Genomic DNA, 14640 nt, shown 5'->3' with positions numbered 1-14640 from the left:
CATAGTGCGGAGCACGGCGGCCTCGCCGCCGAACACGGGGACGCCCGTGTCAGCGAGACGTGGATTGACGCGCATGACCAGGGGCTGTGCCCGAACCCGCAAGCAGAGCGGCACGGCGGCCGCACCAATGCCCATGCGCGCACATACCCTGGTGGATCTCCGTATCATGAACAGCGCCGTCCTCTCCGCTTCCGTCGCCTGAAGGGGCGGATGAGCCCGCCCCTGTTCATCCTGCGTCTTTCGATAGAGGCGCGCTTGATCGGACGAGACCTGCATTGCCCCGATTCGGCGGAACGATCTCGCACGGCTGAAACGGCGCTGCGCAGCTTCGATGGTGCCAGCTGCGACACCTGGAAGCCCGAGCGCCTGCGCTCGCCGACCGACCAGCCCTGGATCCAGAACATCACGTCATAGGCGCGGCGGCATGATCGCGGGCCTCGGCTTCAACGTCTGCTGCAATGCAACGGGCAGACCCTGCACGTGTGGCCGCGACACCCGAAGGTTCCGTCCTGTTCTTCTCTCTTCCGCTGGTACATCGCACCCGGCCAAGACCTGTGGGCGCCAGGAGCCGCAGTCTCCGCATCAGCTGCTCGGGTCCCAAGCGGTCAGTGCCTTCACGCCATCCGACGCCGGACAGGCTGGTCAGCGGCGGAAGCGCGGGCGAGTCTGGACCGGATCGCGCGCCGACCACTGCATCACCGGTTCGGGCGAGCCCTCTCGAACGACAATCACAGTCGAGCGCTCAGGCGCTCGACCTCGATCAGGATCTGTTCAAGATAGGCCTTGATGCGGCCGATGGCGGCCCTGCTTGGTCCCGTAATGCTGAAGCCGACCAGCTCGCCGCGTTCATGAACCCTTCGGACGAGGGATTCCGCCTTCATGGCCACCTCACGCTCGGTCGGGGCGCGCAGGATGCTGTGCGTCTGGCACGTCGCGATTCGGATCTCGAAAGCAGTCGGCTCAGTCATGGCACCTTCCAGACAGCAACCTCATTGAGGCGAAAGCGTGTCAGTACGGTTCAATACAAACATCGAGCGTTCGAAGGCGCACAATCGATTGATATTTATCGTTTCTTGCTTGGCCGACCCGATTCCGGTTCGGGGAAAACAGGCGCCTGTGACCAGCGCCTATCGGCAGGCGGCATGGATGCCGCCGCTGTGCGGGACCTCCCGATCGGACGGAGCGCATCATGCATGCTTCTCGGGGAGATGCATGCCGTGACGTGAATGGAACGGTCGAGCGGAGAGGTCGGCGTCAACGCCCGCGTGGGCGGCAAGCAAGCCGCATACGCATGGGCATGAGCGAGATCGGCGGACCAAGCGCCGGCCTCCGCAGTGGCGGATTCTGACTCCGCGCACCGACCCGCTCCCACGTGATCGACAGCTTGGCGGGCGGCATGGCGGCTTCAGTGACGCTGGATGGAGACAAGGGAGGGCTCATCATCGGGCAGACCCAGCATGGTCACGATCTCCGCCAGAACCCGGTTCGCAACCTGTGGCCCCCCAACCTTCTCCGGCGCATTGATGAGATAGCTCGTCAAAACGCTAATAGCATTCTGCCGAAGAGCATGGCAGACCCTCGCAAAATCGTCGAGCTTTCCTGTCTCATTAGCGTAAGGTAAAGTCTCGATCGCCTCCCGCATTACATTCATATAGACCTGAACGGTGGCGGCATGTTTGGTATGCACCATTTCTTCCTGCCCGCTTCCAATGCAATCGGCCGCTTGTCACTTGGCCTATCTTTAGTCGATGCAATATCTCCGGACATCCGGAGACGATCGCGCCATCTATGCTTGATATGCGCACCGCCCAATCACGCCGCTGCAAGCTGCGCAATCCAGCGTCCCTGGCGAAGCGGTTGAAAACCGTCGCCGATATCTGGATCACAAGTGCAGTTGCCGGATGAGCACGTGACCCTCGCCCGCCTCACGGATCTATTTGCCGGCAGCGCGCTCAGCCTCGTCATACGAGGCGGAGCGCGCCAATCCTGCAGCCGCTCCTGGTGCGAGGTGACGATCCCGATCCGTTCATCCCGTGCCAATCATGCCGCCGGCCCGAGTTCCCAAGTGAAGACGACGCCGATCTCACCCGCGCGGCGCCAGACGACTTGGCAGGGAAGCGTCTCGCGCTCTGCATCAATAACGAGGCGCAGTCGATCCGGGAAACTGATTGCGTCCGGCACCAGCAGGCGTGCTCCAGCGCTCGACAGGTCCCGCAACACGCAGGAAACGAGCCCTGGCGGAAAGTCGACTAAGATTTTACCGGAATCAGACAACATGGCACGCGCATCGATCGGACCGCGTTTCATTGGTAGTTCTCCGGTGGAGCATACCGCGAATCAACTGCCTTACTTGCTGATAATGGGTGGCATACCGAATTTCGCAGCGCAACGGCGAATTGCGGATTCTGCGCCGAGACAAACCGGATTTCGCACGTCGTGGTCGCCGATGACGCAAGCGCGCCTGTGTCAGCGTCCTGCAAATCCGCCCTCTCCCACCTCACCCTGCCCCGGGGTGCCTCGATTGCTCATCTGCAGACGGACGCCGCCCATGAGCGCGGACCCTCTCAATAGAACCTGACCGGCGTGGCAGCCGCCCCGCTCCTCATGCTGAGGTGCTCCGAAGGAGCCTCGAAGCACGCCGGACCGGTGCTCCCATCCCGCCAGAGCCTCGGACCAGCGGTCAGGCGTGCGTGCCGGCTGATGCCGGCCAGAGGCTCCGTGCGATCTTCGATCGCCAGGAGCGCCTCAGCATGAGGGCCGGGGTTGGCTGCCATGGGGCGCGCCCTCGCGGCCGGTTTCATCCGTCAGGGTCGGCGCAGCCGGTGGCGAACTCATACCGTCCGAGACCGGAACCGACGGTCATCTCCAAGGCCCGTTGGTATAAGTTGCTGGTTCATTTGGAAGATTTGGTAAGCGCGCTGGGACTCGAACCCAGGACCTACAGATTAGAAGAACGTTGATGCCGGCCAATTCAGCTGAAAGGTCAAGGGGTGCGGCTACCAAACTGCACGGCGAGAACGCGCCGAAGCCGCTGTTATAGAATGCCAGCACGGCAACCGGCGCCGTTGCCCTCATGAGGTGTGGGGCTTGATAGGCGACGGCCTTGCCTGTCGGTCCATCGGGACCCCGCCCCGATGCACGAGCTCAATTGACTTGCCCTCACCCACTATCCTCGAAGGGAGCTGTGAGCTGGCCAGCCACCATGCCCTGATTCAGGCCGGAGGCGAGGGTCGAGACGGCGGCGCCGCCAGTGCGCGAGGCGCGTGACGTGGGTGCCCGGCCCGCGGCCCTACATTGCCGGCTTGCCCGCCCCCACCATCGACGAGATGTGCAAGTTCGAGCAGGTCGACGCGGTCGTTCGGGACTACCGGCAAGTCCTGTCGAGCTTGAAGCCATGCGGACCGCTGAACCCGACGAAACGGCAGCCGCCGATGGTTCCCTCGAACCCGTAGGCATCCCGCCCGGTTTTCCAGGTCGCACCCCCGCCTCCATCCCATTTCGCCGTGCGATAGCCGACCGGGCGGTTCGTCCGGCGATAGTCGGACGGAGCCTCCACAACCTCCCTCTCCGGGGTACGGGTCCTACGCGGCGCCGGCGGCTCGTCGGCGGTGGGTTCCTGTACAGGGGCCGTTGGCTCGACCTGCGACAGGCGCTCGGGCTGAGGCCCTCTGGCCGGCGCCGCCGTCGGGGCCTGAGCCACGTAGCCCTGGTTCGGCGCGTCCGCACGGGGCAGGGCGATCACGCGCGGAGCGGCCTTGCTGGCTTGGGGCTGCTCGTCGGCATCGCTCTGCGTCACGGGGGCGAGGGTCTTCACCTCAGCGTAGGCCCGCGGTGCGGTGCGAATCGGTGTCTGCGTGAGGGTGGGTTCGGTCTGAGCACTGGGCTGAGAGGACGGCGGGGCCGGTTGGTTCAGCGTGAGATTCGCTTGTGCGACAGTGGCCAGCCCGATGGTGAAGACCGCAGCAGCGGCGAGCGAGCGCTTGATCATGGCCAACTCCGGTGAGGCAGCAGCCCGCGAAGGGCCCGCCAGGACCAGATCAGCATCGCAACCAGAGCTTTGGGACGGCGTGCTGGGGCACACCCGCCCATCACGCGCCATCTGCCGCCTCAAGCGCGACCGTCGCACGCAATCCTGCAGCAACGGGCGTCGTGCATGCCTCTCTCCATGAGACAGCGCCGCAAGCCCCGCCGCGCCTACGATGAGCATGGCCGGGAGATCCACCGTCGGCGATCGGTGAACTGCGCGCCGAGGGCGACCGGACGGCCGCCGTCCACTGCGAGGTGATCGACTGCGGCCACAGCGCGGTCATCACCGACCGCTTCCCGGCCGATCCGCCCTTCCCGGACTTTGCGCTCCGGCTGTGCTGCCCGGCCTGCGGCTCGCGGGAGGTCGGGGCGATGCGCGACACGCTGGGCATCCACGCTCGGATCCATACCAAGCCGGCTGGCGCATGGGATCTGCCAGCCCGCTGCCGGCCCACTACAAGGTCGTCGGGCGGGACGTGCCGTGGCCGGATGAGGCTTGAGACGAAAAGAGCCCGCGCAGCCGAAGCTGGCGGGCTCAGAGCGACCTCGGAGAGAGCGCAGAAGAGCACAACGTCCCCGGCAACGAAACAGCCCTCTACGGTGGGGCCGAGCGGGGTTGCCGGCTCTGTGGCGCGGGGCGCATCAGGGTCGAAACCCGGTCACCTTGTCTATGAAGGGGCCGCTACGGGTAGACAGCGGCCCTCTACCCCTTCGCCTGCGGTGACCGGGGCTGACCTGTTCCGGACGGTCGCAGCCTGTGTGCTGAATGCCCGGTTCGGAGCGTTTTTCCGGACATCTGATTTCGACACAGGATTTCGGCCCGCGAGCCGGCAGAGGCTCGAGCGCCGCACCGGGCTGGGTGCGCATGGAAGAAAATCGGTGGATCTAGGGCACTCGGCCCGGCGATCCAGGAGCATCGGGCCGTGGCGGCTGTCGCGCGGGCGACGAGGCACGCCGACCCTGATTGCCCTCGACGAGGGGTGAGGCGATCCACCGGCGCTATCCGGGATTGGAGACCGTCGAGGTGCCGGTGGGCGCCTTCCGGGGTTGGCCCGCGGTGCCGGCCGAGACCGTCAACAGTCTCGTGGTGACCTACCGGCTCGTCGTCGCGCACACGATGCTCGACATCGTGGCGGCGGCCGTTGCCCGGTCGGTTTTCACCGCCCGGGCCATGCTGACCGCCTCGACCCCGTTCGCCGGCCACATCGAGGCGCCGGACCTCGACGACAAGACCCCGCTTCTGCCCGTCCACCCAGGCGTGGCGGCCTACCTCACCAACGGCGACCAGAGCTTCTTCGACACGTCGCAGAACTATCTCTATCTCGGCGGCATTGGCCTGAGCCTCGCCGGGTCGGGGCTGGCGCTCGCGGTGAGCCACGGACACCGCCGCCGCGCGGCGCGGGAGCGGCGCCTCGTCAAGCGTCTCATCGAGATCGCGGATGAGGCCGATGCTGCGGATCGGGCCGAGCTCGAGGCCCTGTCACGCGAATTGCGAGCGCTCGTCAGTGCTGCGCTGATGGATCAGGTCCTCGCCAGTGACGGGTCGCCCTCCGTGCTCGGTACCGCCGTCGCCCACACCCGGGAGGCGATCCGAGACCGGCAGGCAGAGCTGGGGCGCGGATAGAGGTGTCGCTGGTGGGCTCTGTCGAAAAACCGTCCGATGAAAGCTTCGCCCCGTTCTCCCGGATGCATGACCATGCTCGGCGGAGATGGTCGTAGAACCAAGCTGGACCCGTCTCGTCCCAACGGGCCTTGAAAAGGACCGTTGGTTCGGTTTCGAACTTTTGCCAAGCTTCCCCACAAAGCCTCCGGCTTGGCATCGACAACGCAAGATGGGTCAACGGCCCGATGCATCACATCTCGGGCCGTCGGGATCATGGGGCAGCTCTCGGCTGGTGCCATGCATTCGCGGGTACCCCTGGACAGGGGCCGCATGTGGCGGACGATCCGGCCACATAGGTCGCGGCACCCCGTCCATATTTCAACCCTACAGCTTTCGTGCAGCACTACGATGGACTGCCGAGGCGAAATTTATGTAGAGTGCGGTACCATTTGGAGCCGAACGAGCGTGTCTGAAATCCAAAACCAATGGTACGTTATCACGGGCCCACCTTGCTGTGGGAAGTCGACAACTATAGAACTTCTATCTCGGCGTGGATTCTGGGTGAGGCCGGAGGTCGCACGAGAATATATAGATAGAGAAATGAGAAAAGGGCGAGAAATTCAGGAAATTCGCGCCAGCATGCAGAATTTTCAAGTTGACATTTTAATGAATTCGCTGGAAACGGAGCAATATCTGCCGAAAGAGAAAATTATATTTTTTGATCGTGGAGTTCCTGACAGTCTAGCCTACTTCAGATTGCATGGCATACCTGTAGAAAAATACATGAAGTTTATCAAACCAGCTCGATACAGAAAGGTTTTCTATTTGGATCCCTTAGATAACTATTCCGTCGATTATGCGAGAGTTGAAAGCGTCAATGAGAGGGACAAGCTTGCTCATCTTCTCTGGCAGGCGTATTCCGATCTGGATTTCCACGTGGAGCGTGTGCCTGTCTTGGCTGCGCAGGAGAGGGTCGAATACATCCTGCACCGTATCACGCAGGATCCGTGTTAGCTCGAGCGCGCGCTTTCCATGACGCTCCGCTCTAGATCTTTGGCTTTGCCGCATTTTCTTCGACGAACCGATGTCCACTTCGTCGAAAGATGCTCTGGTACTCTGCCAGGGTCGTTTGATGGGTCTCGCGTTATCCCTGGATGGAGGGCGGAGACGTGCGATGAAGAAGTATCATGTGACGCTCACAGCGCCGGAATGCCGGCGGTCGAACCCGTCCGGGAGCGGCGAGTTCGACCGCTACTTCGGGTCTGCGATCAGAACGTGACGCTGCCATATTTCCCGGTATACGTCTCCTTTTGATCCATGTTGATTACCTTGATGCCAGCTGAAATTCCATTTGCAACCGCATTGACAACGCCTGTAAGGACGCTGTTGATCGAGCCGCCATTCACGAGATCGAGTTGTGACTCTGTGAGCTCGCAGGTTTCTGCAGAAATCTTCTGAATCTCATTCGATGCATCCAACATCTTGGGGCTCCTGCTGGCTTGTGTCGAAGTTGTATCTTCCGGATCAGCCAATTCGAACCCGGAGAATGCTGCGATTTTTGATCTTAATCTGACATTAATCTGTGCGCCTGCGCACGTGAGAACGGGATGCCTCGGGCTTGCCCGTCACGACATGGCGACGCAACCGTGGAGCGCCCGTCTCTGCAATCTTGGCGGTGCGGTTATGTCCCGGAGCTTCAGGACAGTCCCGCCGTCGACGCGAGTGGGCCCACCCGCGTCGGCGTGCAGCAGCCGGGCCGACAGGGCCGTGATCCGGCTGCCGGTCACGGAACCCTGCCTGACCGGATCGGGCCCGAAGGGCAGCGTGACGGCGGCAACGAAATCGCCAAGAGCAGCTGGTGCGGTCGATACGACTGATTTTCTTACGTGCTGGACGTCGCATCCCGCCTCAGGCTGGATCCCAGTCGGGGAGATCCTTCACAATGGCCGAGGCGAAATCCGCGAGTGGCATCGGTGTACCGCCCGGCGGCGTGATGAAGACCTGACCGACGCCCTCCCGCTGCATCAGGCGGCCTGTCTCGATGGCCGCCTCGGCTGTGTCTCGACGCAGGGAGAGTGGTCCGACGGGCGTCTCGATCGTGACCGTGAACGTATCCATCATGCTCCCTCATCCCGTGGGAGCACACATGGTCCATCCTGGCCCGGCGGACAGATGTGAACGACGACGATACAAACGAAGCGGGAGGCTGGGGCGGCAGCCGAGGAGCCTCCGCACCGAGTTCCGCCGCCCCTGCCTCCACAGGCCGCCTGGTCCCACCTCGGCTGCAGTGAAAATCGGCATCAAGTCGGGCTCGAAGGCTCGAACCGCGGCTGTTCGTCAGGCTTCGCCACGTCCTTCGCGCAGGAGGATACCGAGGCCGCTCGCCGGCAATGCGGGGGAGCCGAAGCACGGTTTTGCTCGGATCATCGTCGATCTCGGCCGTGGCGGCCGCGAAGGTGGGCGCGGGCATCTGCGCACAACCTGTCGGGCGGCAGCGCGCAGCTGGATGCCCACCGTGACCGAGCCGGATCCGCGAGCCTATCCGCCGGACCTGGTCAGGCCGGCGAGCAGGATCTCGACGGCCGATTCGATCGCGGGTTCATCTGTCTTGCGGATCTGGTCCGTCAACAGGTGATACCAGTTGAAGCCGTTGAACATGTCGACGGCCGTCTCGATGCTGGCGCTCGCCGGGATCTCGCCGCGCTGCTGTCCACGCCCGAAGACCTGACGGGCGAAGCGTCGCCGGTCCGGCATGAACGTGTCGCGAAGTCGACGCAGGGCCTCCGGATCGGTCTGCGCCTCGGCGATGATGCCGCGGACTGCATCACCGGCCGCGGTCTCGCGCCACAGCGCCCAGTTGCTGCGCGCGAGCGCGATCAATTCCGCGGCGACCGAACCGAGATCCGGCACGTTCAGGACGTGGGCGGTCTCGCGGTCGTAGAGCTCGATGATCAGCGCCGCCTTCTGGGGCCAGCGCCGGTAGATCGTCGGCTTGGAGGCCTTCGAGAGCCGGGCGACCGCATCGATCGAGAAACCGCCATAGCCGCGCTCGCGCAGGACCTGCTTTGCGGCGGCCAGGATGGCCTCGTGGCTTTCCGAGCTGCGGACCGGGCCGACCGAGGTCCGGGAAGGCGGGGGCGAACTCGCAGGCATCCGGGGGCAACTCCCACACGAAACACTTGACGGCACGGCGTGGATGGTCCATTCAGCAATAGAAACGGTACGTATCGTTTATATGCCCATGACCGCTGTTCATGCCCGCACTCCGCTCCCGCTCCCCGCCCGGACCTCGCGCCCATGGCTGCGGCAGGTGCCCATGGCAGACGCCCCGGCACAAAGACGAGACAAAGATGATGGTAATATTCTGCGCATTTATGGGCGCTCTGCTCCTGCTCAAGGCCGCATCTCATCTTCAATCGCAGCTGGAGATGAGAGCCAAGATAAGGAGCATCTCGAAGCTTTGGTAGTCTCACCTCGTGTGCTCATGTTCGGGATCCTGCTGGGTCTCGTGCTGATCATCGACATTCTTGCCGCCACCCTTCAACTCGCCACGCTTTAGGAGCATTTGATGTGCTTTCGGTCGATATGCATGGTCGCTGCCGTCGCCACCATGGTGATTCTCCCCGCTGCCGCGCAGGCGCAGAGCCGGCCTGACGGCGTGACCTACGCAACGAAATATTCGTGCCTGCCGCAGGACGCGACGGGCAAGCCCCTCGACAACCCCAATGTGCCGTTCATCTGCGGCCAAGTGGATGCGTTCCGCAGCGACTGCGAGATGCAGATGAAGCTCGGCAACACGGCCGCCATGGCCAGCCACTGTTTCGGCTGGGAGCCTCGCCACGTCCGGGGCGGCATGCCGGCGGTGGCCCAGGAGACGGCGCCGGGGCGGACGGCGCCGCGCCGGGCTTACACGAGCGGGCGCTGAGCCCCGTCCCGGCGGAATCGGCGCGACGCGCCCCGGGCGCATCGAGCACGACCAATCGCCGCTGGGCTGCGCGCGCCTCGAGCATGGTGCGACGCGTGGATGCCGGTCCATCGCACCCGATGCGGCACGATCAATCTCGCGAGGAGGGTCCGTTCCGACCGGAGCGGACCCTCTCGTCGTGGCCCGGTCGCTTCGGAGGGTGGGCCCTGGCTGGCCTCGCGGGTCCGTAGGGTCGATCTCGCCACGACCGCAGCCTGGGCCCGTCAGGCCGAGGTGCCGCGTGTGCCGAACAGGCGGCGGGACGAAGCGCGCGGCGGGATCGCCGGTGAGATGCCGGCCGCTCGGCCGCGCAGGGCTGAGTTTCCGCTCGCGAGCGGGGGAGGGCCGGCCCCGGCACCATCAGCCCCGATGGGTGGACCATGGCGGTTGCCGCATCGGCGCTCGTCTCTCGGCAAGCTGCAGTCGAGCCTGCGGTCTCGCGACAACGACGGTGCGGAGCGGATCGTTCAACGGCCGATCGGCCAGGACGCGCCGCGGGCCGGCGAAAGCCGCGCAACCCACTCGCCGGAGTGGCGTTGTTCGTCCTGAGGGAGCACCGGATGTCATCTCCGGGCGCTTGCGCGCGCCGGAGGGCAGGGCGTTGTGCGGAGCGTTCCGATGGCGGCTCTCATCCCAAGTCTGTTCGGCCGGGCGCTGCGGTCGATCGATCTGGCCGGCAACCTCACCATCGTGTCGGCAGACGGCCGGCGCCTCACGGTCGGGGACCGCGACGGACCATCGGTCACGCTGCGGCTGCGCGACTGGGCGGCCGCCCGCAGCCTTCTCCTCGATCCCGAACTCAAGTTCGGGGAATTGTACACCGAAGGCCGGATCGTCCTGGAGAACGGCACGCTTCCCGACCTCATGCGGGTCCTTCTCGCCCGCACGCACGGCGAGGTGCCGCTGCCCTCAATGACCGCCATGGCGGCCCTGCGCCGGATCCTGCGGCGCGTCGGCCTGCGCAACACGCCGACACGCGCTCGCCGCAACGTCTCCCACCATTACGAGTTCGACGAGCAGCTCTACGCGCTCTTCCTCGATCGGGCGTGGCAGTATTCCTGCGCCTATTTCGAGACGGACGCGGACGACCTCGAAACCGCGCAGCGCGCCAAGATGCGCCACATCGCGGCGAAGCTGCTGGCGGGTCCCGGGCAGCGGGTGCTCGACATCGGCTGCGGCTGGGGCAGCCTCGCCCTCTACCTCGCGGCAGTGGCCGGCTGCGACGACGTGCGGGGCATCACGCTCTCGAGCAAGCAGCTCGCGCGGGCGCGGGCCCAGGCCGAGGTGCAGGGGCTCGCCGACCGGGTGCGCTTCGCACTGGAGGATTTCCGCCGGACGCAAGGGACCTTCGACCGGATCGTCTCGGTGGGCATGTTCGAGCATGTGGGGCGGGCGGACTACGCCCGATTCTTCCGCATCGCCCGCGAGCGGCTCGCGGAGGATGGCGTGATGCTCCTGCACACGATCGGCCGCACGGGGGCGCCCTATCCGACCAATCCCTGGATCACCCGCTACATCTTCCCGGGCGGACATCTCCCGACCCTGTCCGAGATGGCGCCGGCGATCGAGCATTCGGGGCTGATGGTGACCGACATCGAGGTGCTCCGGCTGCATTACGCCCGCACCCTGGATGCGTGGCGGGAGCGGTTCCAGGCGCAGCGGGACACGGCGCTCGCCCTCTACGGCGAGCGCTTCTGCCGGATGTGGGACTGGTACCTCGCCGGCTGCGAGGCCGCTTTCCGCTACGAGGACTTGGTGGTGTTCCAGATCCAGCTCGCCCGGCGCAACGACGTGGTGCCGCTCACCCGGGACTACATCGCCGCCGCGGAGGCCCGCCTGCGGGAGCGCGAGGCGGCCTTTCTCGTCCCCGCGGCGGTCTGACGCCCGCGCGGGCGTCAGGCCCCCTGGGGGGCGCGTTGCTCGGCGTCAGCCCGAACAGCACCCGGCCCAGACGAGGCCCGCCCCGGCGGGTGCCCCGTGCCTGCCGAACGCTTATAGAAGCATCCGACAGACAATCAGGCTGCGCAGCGCCCGGCGGAGGCCGATCGATGCTCCCGCAACACGATCTCATCACCGCGCCCTGGCCGCGGCGCCGGACCGGCGCGGCGGTCCCGGTCGTCGTTCCGGGCGCGGATCCCGGGCCGGGGCGCGGCCCCTGATGCTGCCGGACGCGACCGCCCTTCCGCTCGCGGACGTGCTCCTGAGGCTGGGGGCGGCGACGCTGTGCGGCCTGCTGCTCGGGATCGAGCGGGAGATGCGCGGCAAGGATGCCGGCCTGCGCACGCATGCGCTCGTCAGCCTCAGCTCGGCTCTGATCACCACCTCGGCGCTCAGCCTCTATGCGACGGTGCGCGAACAGGGCGGCGAGGCGGATCCGCTCCGGGTGATCCAGGGCCTGGCGCAGGCGATCGGCTTCATCGCAGCCGGAATGATCTTCGTCGCGCGGCGCAGCGTGAAGAACCTGACCACGGCGGCGAGCATCTGGTTTGCGGCCTCGGCCGGGATCGTGGCGGGCGCGGCCCAGTTCATGCTGCTCGCCGTTGCGATGGGATTGTGCCTGGTCGTGCTCGTGCTGCTCCGGTTTCTCAACCGGTTCGGCCTGTCGCGCCCGGACGAGGAGGAGCCCTGACGGTCGGGAGGCGGGCGATCCCCGGAGGGCGGCCCTGCCTCAGCGGGCCGGATCGACCAGGGTCAGCTTGCCTTCGAACGGCTTGCTCTGCTCGGTGATGCTGGTGCAGCCATAGGTATACTGGCCGGGCGCGATGGTCCGGATCCGGATCTCGCCCGTGCCCCTGGCCTTGATCAGGTACCCGTCGTTGCTCGCGACGTGGACCACGTCGCCGTCGTGGTGCAGGACGTTCTTGTTCTGGAAGATCTGCGGCGCCGTGATGGTGACGCGCGCATCGGACTGGTTGGTCACCTGGAGCGCGACGTTGCTGTTGGCGGGCAGGCGCAATTCCGCCGGATCGCATTTGGCCGCGCCGTTCTCGGACGTGATGGTCACCTTCACGGGCGGCATGACATCGCCGCCCGCCGTCGGGGGCGGAAGGTCGTTCGCCGCAACGGCGGGCAGGGCCGTCCCGGCGCCGATGAGCAGGGCAGCGGCGATCGCGACGCGGAGGCGCCGCGGCCTGGCCAGAGAGGAGTTCGGAATCATGGTTGGCTCCGTCCGGCTGGAGGTGATCTCGCAGGCCAGAACGTTGCAGCCGACGCGATGTTGCCGGCCGCGACACGAAGGCCCGCTTCGCGGCACCGGGTCGAGGGCGCCCCCAACTCTCCGGTGCGGTGTGCGTCATCAGACCTGCTTGGCGCATCTGGCGCGTGACGTCGCCTACGCGGTCGAGGTGAGTAAGGATCCGGTGCCGCGCGGCCTGACGCTCGCCTTGCAGGCCAAGATCAGCCGGGCTCGCGACCAGCTTCTGGTCTTCCTCGCTCATCCCGGCCGAGTGGCGGTCACGAACACCGCCTGCCAGCGGGCGCTGCGCCCGACGGTCGTGCAGCGGAAGGTGACGAACGGCGACCGGGCCTTGTGGGCGGCCGAAGGCGAGGCGGACGTGCGTACGGTCGTCGACACCGCCCGCCTCTCGGGTGCCGACACCTTCGGCACCATCCTCAAGACCATCGGCGCTTGATCCCGCTCTCACGGGCGTGGGTAATTACTGCGAATCAATATGTCCGTGGGCGTACATTCCACTGCGGACCCGCAACGACCACCGTTGTCCAGAAACTCCGACCGACTTTAACGAATTGTTAATCATAGCAACGCAGCTTCTCCGCGCAATCAACTGACAACGTCCAGGGGTGTCCTCGATCTTTATGAGGAGAACAGCATGGCGCAAGCGACCACTATAGCGGATGCCGAACGCAGGCTCGTGATCGAAACCCTCATTCGCTGCCGCGGCAATCGCACCCATGCAGCCAAGCTGCTTGGCGTATCAGTTAGAACGATTCGCAATAAAATTTCCGAATACAAGAAGGTTGGCATCTACCTTCCAATTTACAAAGACATCGTAGACGCCGAGAAATGCACGGACGCCAAGTTGAACTAGAGCCGTGCCTGCCCCGATTGGGTCGGATCATGGCTCTCAGGTCTTGAGGTGACACGCTCCCTGGCGCCGAACCGGTGCTCATTTCGGCGGGGAGCACTCTTGCGGGCGGATTGAGACCGACCCTCAGCAGGGCGCAAGCCGATGACCAGTGGCATCATCCATCCGCGGATGACCGCCGGAGGGCGGGGCGGTTCGCCGAGTGGTCGTCGGCATGCGGGCGGCCAGGACCGGGGGGTGACCGTCCATCGTCAGCCCCGCCCGGCCCTGCCTGCGGCAGGGGCTTTCTCGCCAGATCCCGTCTCGTCCGGTCACGGCTCGCCCCACCCGGGCGGTCCGGCCACCGATCCGCGGGCAGGGTTCAAGACGGGACGCGGCCGAACCTCGCCGAAGCCGGCTCGGGCATCTCCAATTCTCGATTGTGTCTGCGTGCTACACAACAGGCTGGCTTCTTGAGCTTTGATTCAGTTCGGCTGACATGAGGCCTGCGGCGCCGGCTGTCTGCGCTGTCGAGCGCATCAGTTCGATGCGAAGCTCGGCAAGAGGAACATCGACACCGTTTGCTGCCAGGTCGGCCTGGACGCGTGTGATCAGGGCCTCATCGTCCGCAACGCCTTCGATCAGGGTGGCAATCAGGGCGCGGGCATAAGCCTCAGATGTCTGTCCATCCACACCGAGCTTTCTCATCGCGTAAGCTGCAAGCGACCGGACTGCATAGCAATGAGCCGCGAAACGCATCTCCTCGCCTCTGACAAAAAGAAGCTCAGCTGCTCGCTCGCGCTCCTCGAAAGCTTTAAGCATTAATATTCCTCCCTGATTGCGATGCAGGCTCCAGCATCGAGTAAGCTTCCAGCAATGACATTTGTTATGGCGCAGGACGCGCAATTGCCGCGTGAGCTTGCAGGCTGCGCGACGACGTACTTTCGCACAAGGGCTCGTCGGAGGCGGGCAAGGACGGCGGCGGGCACTGACCCGGCCGCGGCCATCACGGCAGAGTTCTC

The 14640-nt window shown here is 65.3% G+C and carries 17 protein-coding genes and 1 pseudogene; 9 read left to right on the top strand and 9 right to left on the bottom strand.

The genetic code is table 11. The features are described from left to right. Positions 1–210: 210 nt before the first annotated feature. Positions 211–414 carry a hypothetical protein gene (locus tag MNOD_RS46350; RefSeq protein WP_015929065.1) on the top strand — a complete coding sequence of 68 codons (204 nt, stop codon included), beginning with the start codon at positions 211–213 and terminating at the stop codon, positions 412–414. A 314-nt stretch (positions 415–728) separates the two neighbouring features. Here the strand turns inward: MNOD_RS46350 and MNOD_RS11575 are convergent, their stop codons facing one another. The 4 genes from MNOD_RS11575 to MNOD_RS11555 all read right to left on the bottom strand — a co-directional run bounded on the left by MNOD_RS11575 (position 729) and on the right by MNOD_RS11555 (position 3988). After that, positions 729–968 carry a hypothetical protein gene (locus MNOD_RS11575; protein WP_015929064.1) on the bottom strand — a complete coding sequence of 80 codons (240 nt, stop codon included), beginning with the start codon at positions 966–968 and terminating at the stop codon, positions 729–731. Between the two features lie 437 nt (positions 969–1405). Then, positions 1406–1690, bottom strand: a complete 285-nt coding sequence (locus tag MNOD_RS11570) for a hypothetical protein (RefSeq protein WP_015929063.1) — start codon at positions 1688–1690, stop codon at positions 1406–1408. Positions 1691–2040: 350 nt separating this feature from the next. Then, positions 2041–2307 carry a PilZ domain-containing protein gene (locus MNOD_RS11565; RefSeq protein ID WP_015929062.1) on the bottom strand — a complete coding sequence of 89 codons (267 nt, stop codon included), beginning with the start codon at positions 2305–2307 and terminating at the stop codon, positions 2041–2043. A gap of 1057 nt (positions 2308–3364) precedes the next feature. Continuing rightward, positions 3365–3988, bottom strand: coding sequence for a translation initiation factor IF-2 (locus MNOD_RS11555; protein WP_015929059.1), 624 nt, complete (start codon positions 3986–3988; stop codon positions 3365–3367). Positions 3989–4990: 1002 nt separating this feature from the next. Between MNOD_RS11555 and MNOD_RS11550 the strand changes: the two genes are divergently transcribed. Next, entirely contained in the window at positions 4991–5650 is a 660-nt protein-coding gene (locus MNOD_RS11550; protein ID WP_157091427.1) for a TAXI family TRAP transporter solute-binding subunit, read from the top strand. A gap of 387 nt (positions 5651–6037) precedes the next feature. Next, positions 6038–6643: an AAA family ATPase gene (locus tag MNOD_RS42990; RefSeq protein WP_157091426.1), complete on the top strand. Its 606-nt coding sequence runs from the start codon at positions 6038–6040 to the stop codon at positions 6641–6643. A 254-nt stretch (positions 6644–6897) separates the two neighbouring features. Here the strand turns inward: MNOD_RS42990 and MNOD_RS46345 are convergent, their stop codons facing one another. From MNOD_RS46345 to MNOD_RS11540, 3 genes are all read right to left on the bottom strand, one after another. After that, positions 6898–7110, bottom strand: coding sequence for a hypothetical protein (locus tag MNOD_RS46345; RefSeq protein WP_015929056.1), 213 nt, complete (start codon positions 7108–7110; stop codon positions 6898–6900). Positions 7111–7537: 427 nt separating this feature from the next. Continuing rightward, positions 7538–7750, bottom strand: coding sequence for a hypothetical protein (locus MNOD_RS11545; RefSeq protein WP_244424710.1), 213 nt, complete (start codon positions 7748–7750; stop codon positions 7538–7540). Between the two features lie 417 nt (positions 7751–8167). Next, positions 8168–8782 (bottom strand): TetR/AcrR family transcriptional regulator, encoded by a 615-nt coding sequence (locus MNOD_RS11540; protein WP_015929054.1) that lies wholly within the window; start codon positions 8780–8782, stop codon positions 8168–8170. Positions 8783–8945: 163 nt separating this feature from the next. On the opposite strand from MNOD_RS11540, the gene MNOD_RS46340 reads away from it, so the two are divergent. The 4 genes from MNOD_RS46340 (at position 8946) to MNOD_RS11525 (ending at position 12222) form a co-directional block, all read left to right on the top strand. After that, complete coding sequence (locus MNOD_RS46340; protein ID WP_157091425.1) at positions 8946–9188, top strand: hypothetical protein; 243 nt, start codon at positions 8946–8948, stop codon at positions 9186–9188. A gap of 30 nt (positions 9189–9218) precedes the next feature. Beyond that, complete coding sequence (locus MNOD_RS11535) at positions 9219–9554, top strand: hypothetical protein (RefSeq protein WP_043748545.1); 336 nt, start codon at positions 9219–9221, stop codon at positions 9552–9554. 657 nt (positions 9555–10211) lie between these two features. Then, positions 10212–11474, top strand: a complete 1263-nt coding sequence (locus MNOD_RS11530; RefSeq protein ID WP_015929052.1) for a class I SAM-dependent methyltransferase — start codon at positions 10212–10214, stop codon at positions 11472–11474. 277 nt (positions 11475–11751) lie between these two features. Next, positions 11752–12222 carry an MgtC/SapB family protein gene (locus MNOD_RS11525; RefSeq protein WP_015929050.1) on the top strand — a complete coding sequence of 157 codons (471 nt, stop codon included), beginning with the start codon at positions 11752–11754 and terminating at the stop codon, positions 12220–12222. A 39-nt stretch (positions 12223–12261) separates the two neighbouring features. On the opposite strand, the gene MNOD_RS11520 is transcribed toward MNOD_RS11525, so the two are convergent. Beyond that, positions 12262–12750, bottom strand: a complete 489-nt coding sequence (locus MNOD_RS11520) for a cupredoxin domain-containing protein (RefSeq protein ID WP_015929049.1) — start codon at positions 12748–12750, stop codon at positions 12262–12264. Positions 12751–12877: 127 nt separating this feature from the next. Here MNOD_RS11520 and MNOD_RS11515 point away from each other — a divergent pair. Together MNOD_RS11515 and MNOD_RS11510 are read left to right on the top strand one after the other, a co-directional pair. Further along, positions 12878–13225: pseudogene (locus MNOD_RS11515) on the top strand (IS66 family transposase); the annotation flags it as partial. Positions 13226–13423: 198 nt separating this feature from the next. After that, positions 13424–13642 carry a helix-turn-helix domain-containing protein gene (locus tag MNOD_RS11510; protein ID WP_050783309.1) on the top strand — a complete coding sequence of 73 codons (219 nt, stop codon included), beginning with the start codon at positions 13424–13426 and terminating at the stop codon, positions 13640–13642. Positions 13643–14071: 429 nt separating this feature from the next. On the opposite strand, the gene MNOD_RS11505 is transcribed toward MNOD_RS11510, so the two are convergent. Continuing rightward, positions 14072–14440, bottom strand: coding sequence for a DUF1476 domain-containing protein (locus tag MNOD_RS11505; protein ID WP_015929048.1), 369 nt, complete (start codon positions 14438–14440; stop codon positions 14072–14074). Positions 14441–14640 lie beyond the last annotated feature (200 nt).

Source organism: Methylobacterium nodulans ORS 2060 (assembly GCF_000022085.1).
GTDB classification, from domain to species: Bacteria; Pseudomonadota; Alphaproteobacteria; order Rhizobiales; family Beijerinckiaceae; genus Methylobacterium; species Methylobacterium nodulans.
This window is presented reverse-complemented; position numbering and strand designations above follow the sequence as displayed.

Bases quoted from the DNA above. Each gene is read 5' to 3' on its own strand.
- MNOD_RS11510 (WP_050783309.1), top strand. From the start codon at position 13,424: ATGGCGCAAGCGACCACTATAGCGGATGCCGAACGCAGGCTCGTGATC.
- MNOD_RS46345 (WP_015929056.1), bottom strand. From the start codon at position 7,110: ATGTTGGATGCATCGAATGAGATTCAGAAGATTTCTGCAGAAACCTGC.
- MNOD_RS11545 (WP_244424710.1), bottom strand. From the start codon at position 7,750: ATGATGGATACGTTCACGGTCACGATCGAGACGCCCGTCGGACCACTC.
- MNOD_RS46340 (WP_157091425.1), top strand. From the start codon at position 8,946: ATGGCAGACGCCCCGGCACAAAGACGAGACAAAGATGATGGTAATATT.
- MNOD_RS11505 (WP_015929048.1), bottom strand. From the start codon at position 14,440: ATGCTTAAAGCTTTCGAGGAGCGCGAGCGAGCAGCTGAGCTTCTTTTT.
- MNOD_RS11570 (WP_015929063.1), bottom strand. From the start codon at position 1,690: ATGGTGCATACCAAACATGCCGCCACCGTTCAGGTCTATATGAATGTA.
- MNOD_RS11520 (WP_015929049.1), bottom strand. From the start codon at position 12,750: ATGATTCCGAACTCCTCTCTGGCCAGGCCGCGGCGCCTCCGCGTCGCG.
- MNOD_RS11530 (WP_015929052.1), top strand. From the start codon at position 10,212: ATGGCGGCTCTCATCCCAAGTCTGTTCGGCCGGGCGCTGCGGTCGATC.
- MNOD_RS11525 (WP_015929050.1), top strand. From the start codon at position 11,752: ATGCTGCCGGACGCGACCGCCCTTCCGCTCGCGGACGTGCTCCTGAGG.
- MNOD_RS11540 (WP_015929054.1), bottom strand. From the start codon at position 8,782: ATGCCTGCGAGTTCGCCCCCGCCTTCCCGGACCTCGGTCGGCCCGGTC.
- MNOD_RS11555 (WP_015929059.1), bottom strand. From the start codon at position 3,988: ATGATCAAGCGCTCGCTCGCCGCTGCTGCGGTCTTCACCATCGGGCTG.
- MNOD_RS11575 (WP_015929064.1), bottom strand. From the start codon at position 968: ATGACTGAGCCGACTGCTTTCGAGATCCGAATCGCGACGTGCCAGACG.
- MNOD_RS11565 (WP_015929062.1), bottom strand. From the start codon at position 2,307: ATGAAACGCGGTCCGATCGATGCGCGTGCCATGTTGTCTGATTCCGGT.
- MNOD_RS42990 (WP_157091426.1), top strand. From the start codon at position 6,038: ATGGACTGCCGAGGCGAAATTTATGTAGAGTGCGGTACCATTTGGAGC.
- MNOD_RS11535 (WP_043748545.1), top strand. From the start codon at position 9,219: ATGGTCGCTGCCGTCGCCACCATGGTGATTCTCCCCGCTGCCGCGCAG.
- MNOD_RS46350 (WP_015929065.1), top strand. From the start codon at position 211: ATGAGCCCGCCCCTGTTCATCCTGCGTCTTTCGATAGAGGCGCGCTTG.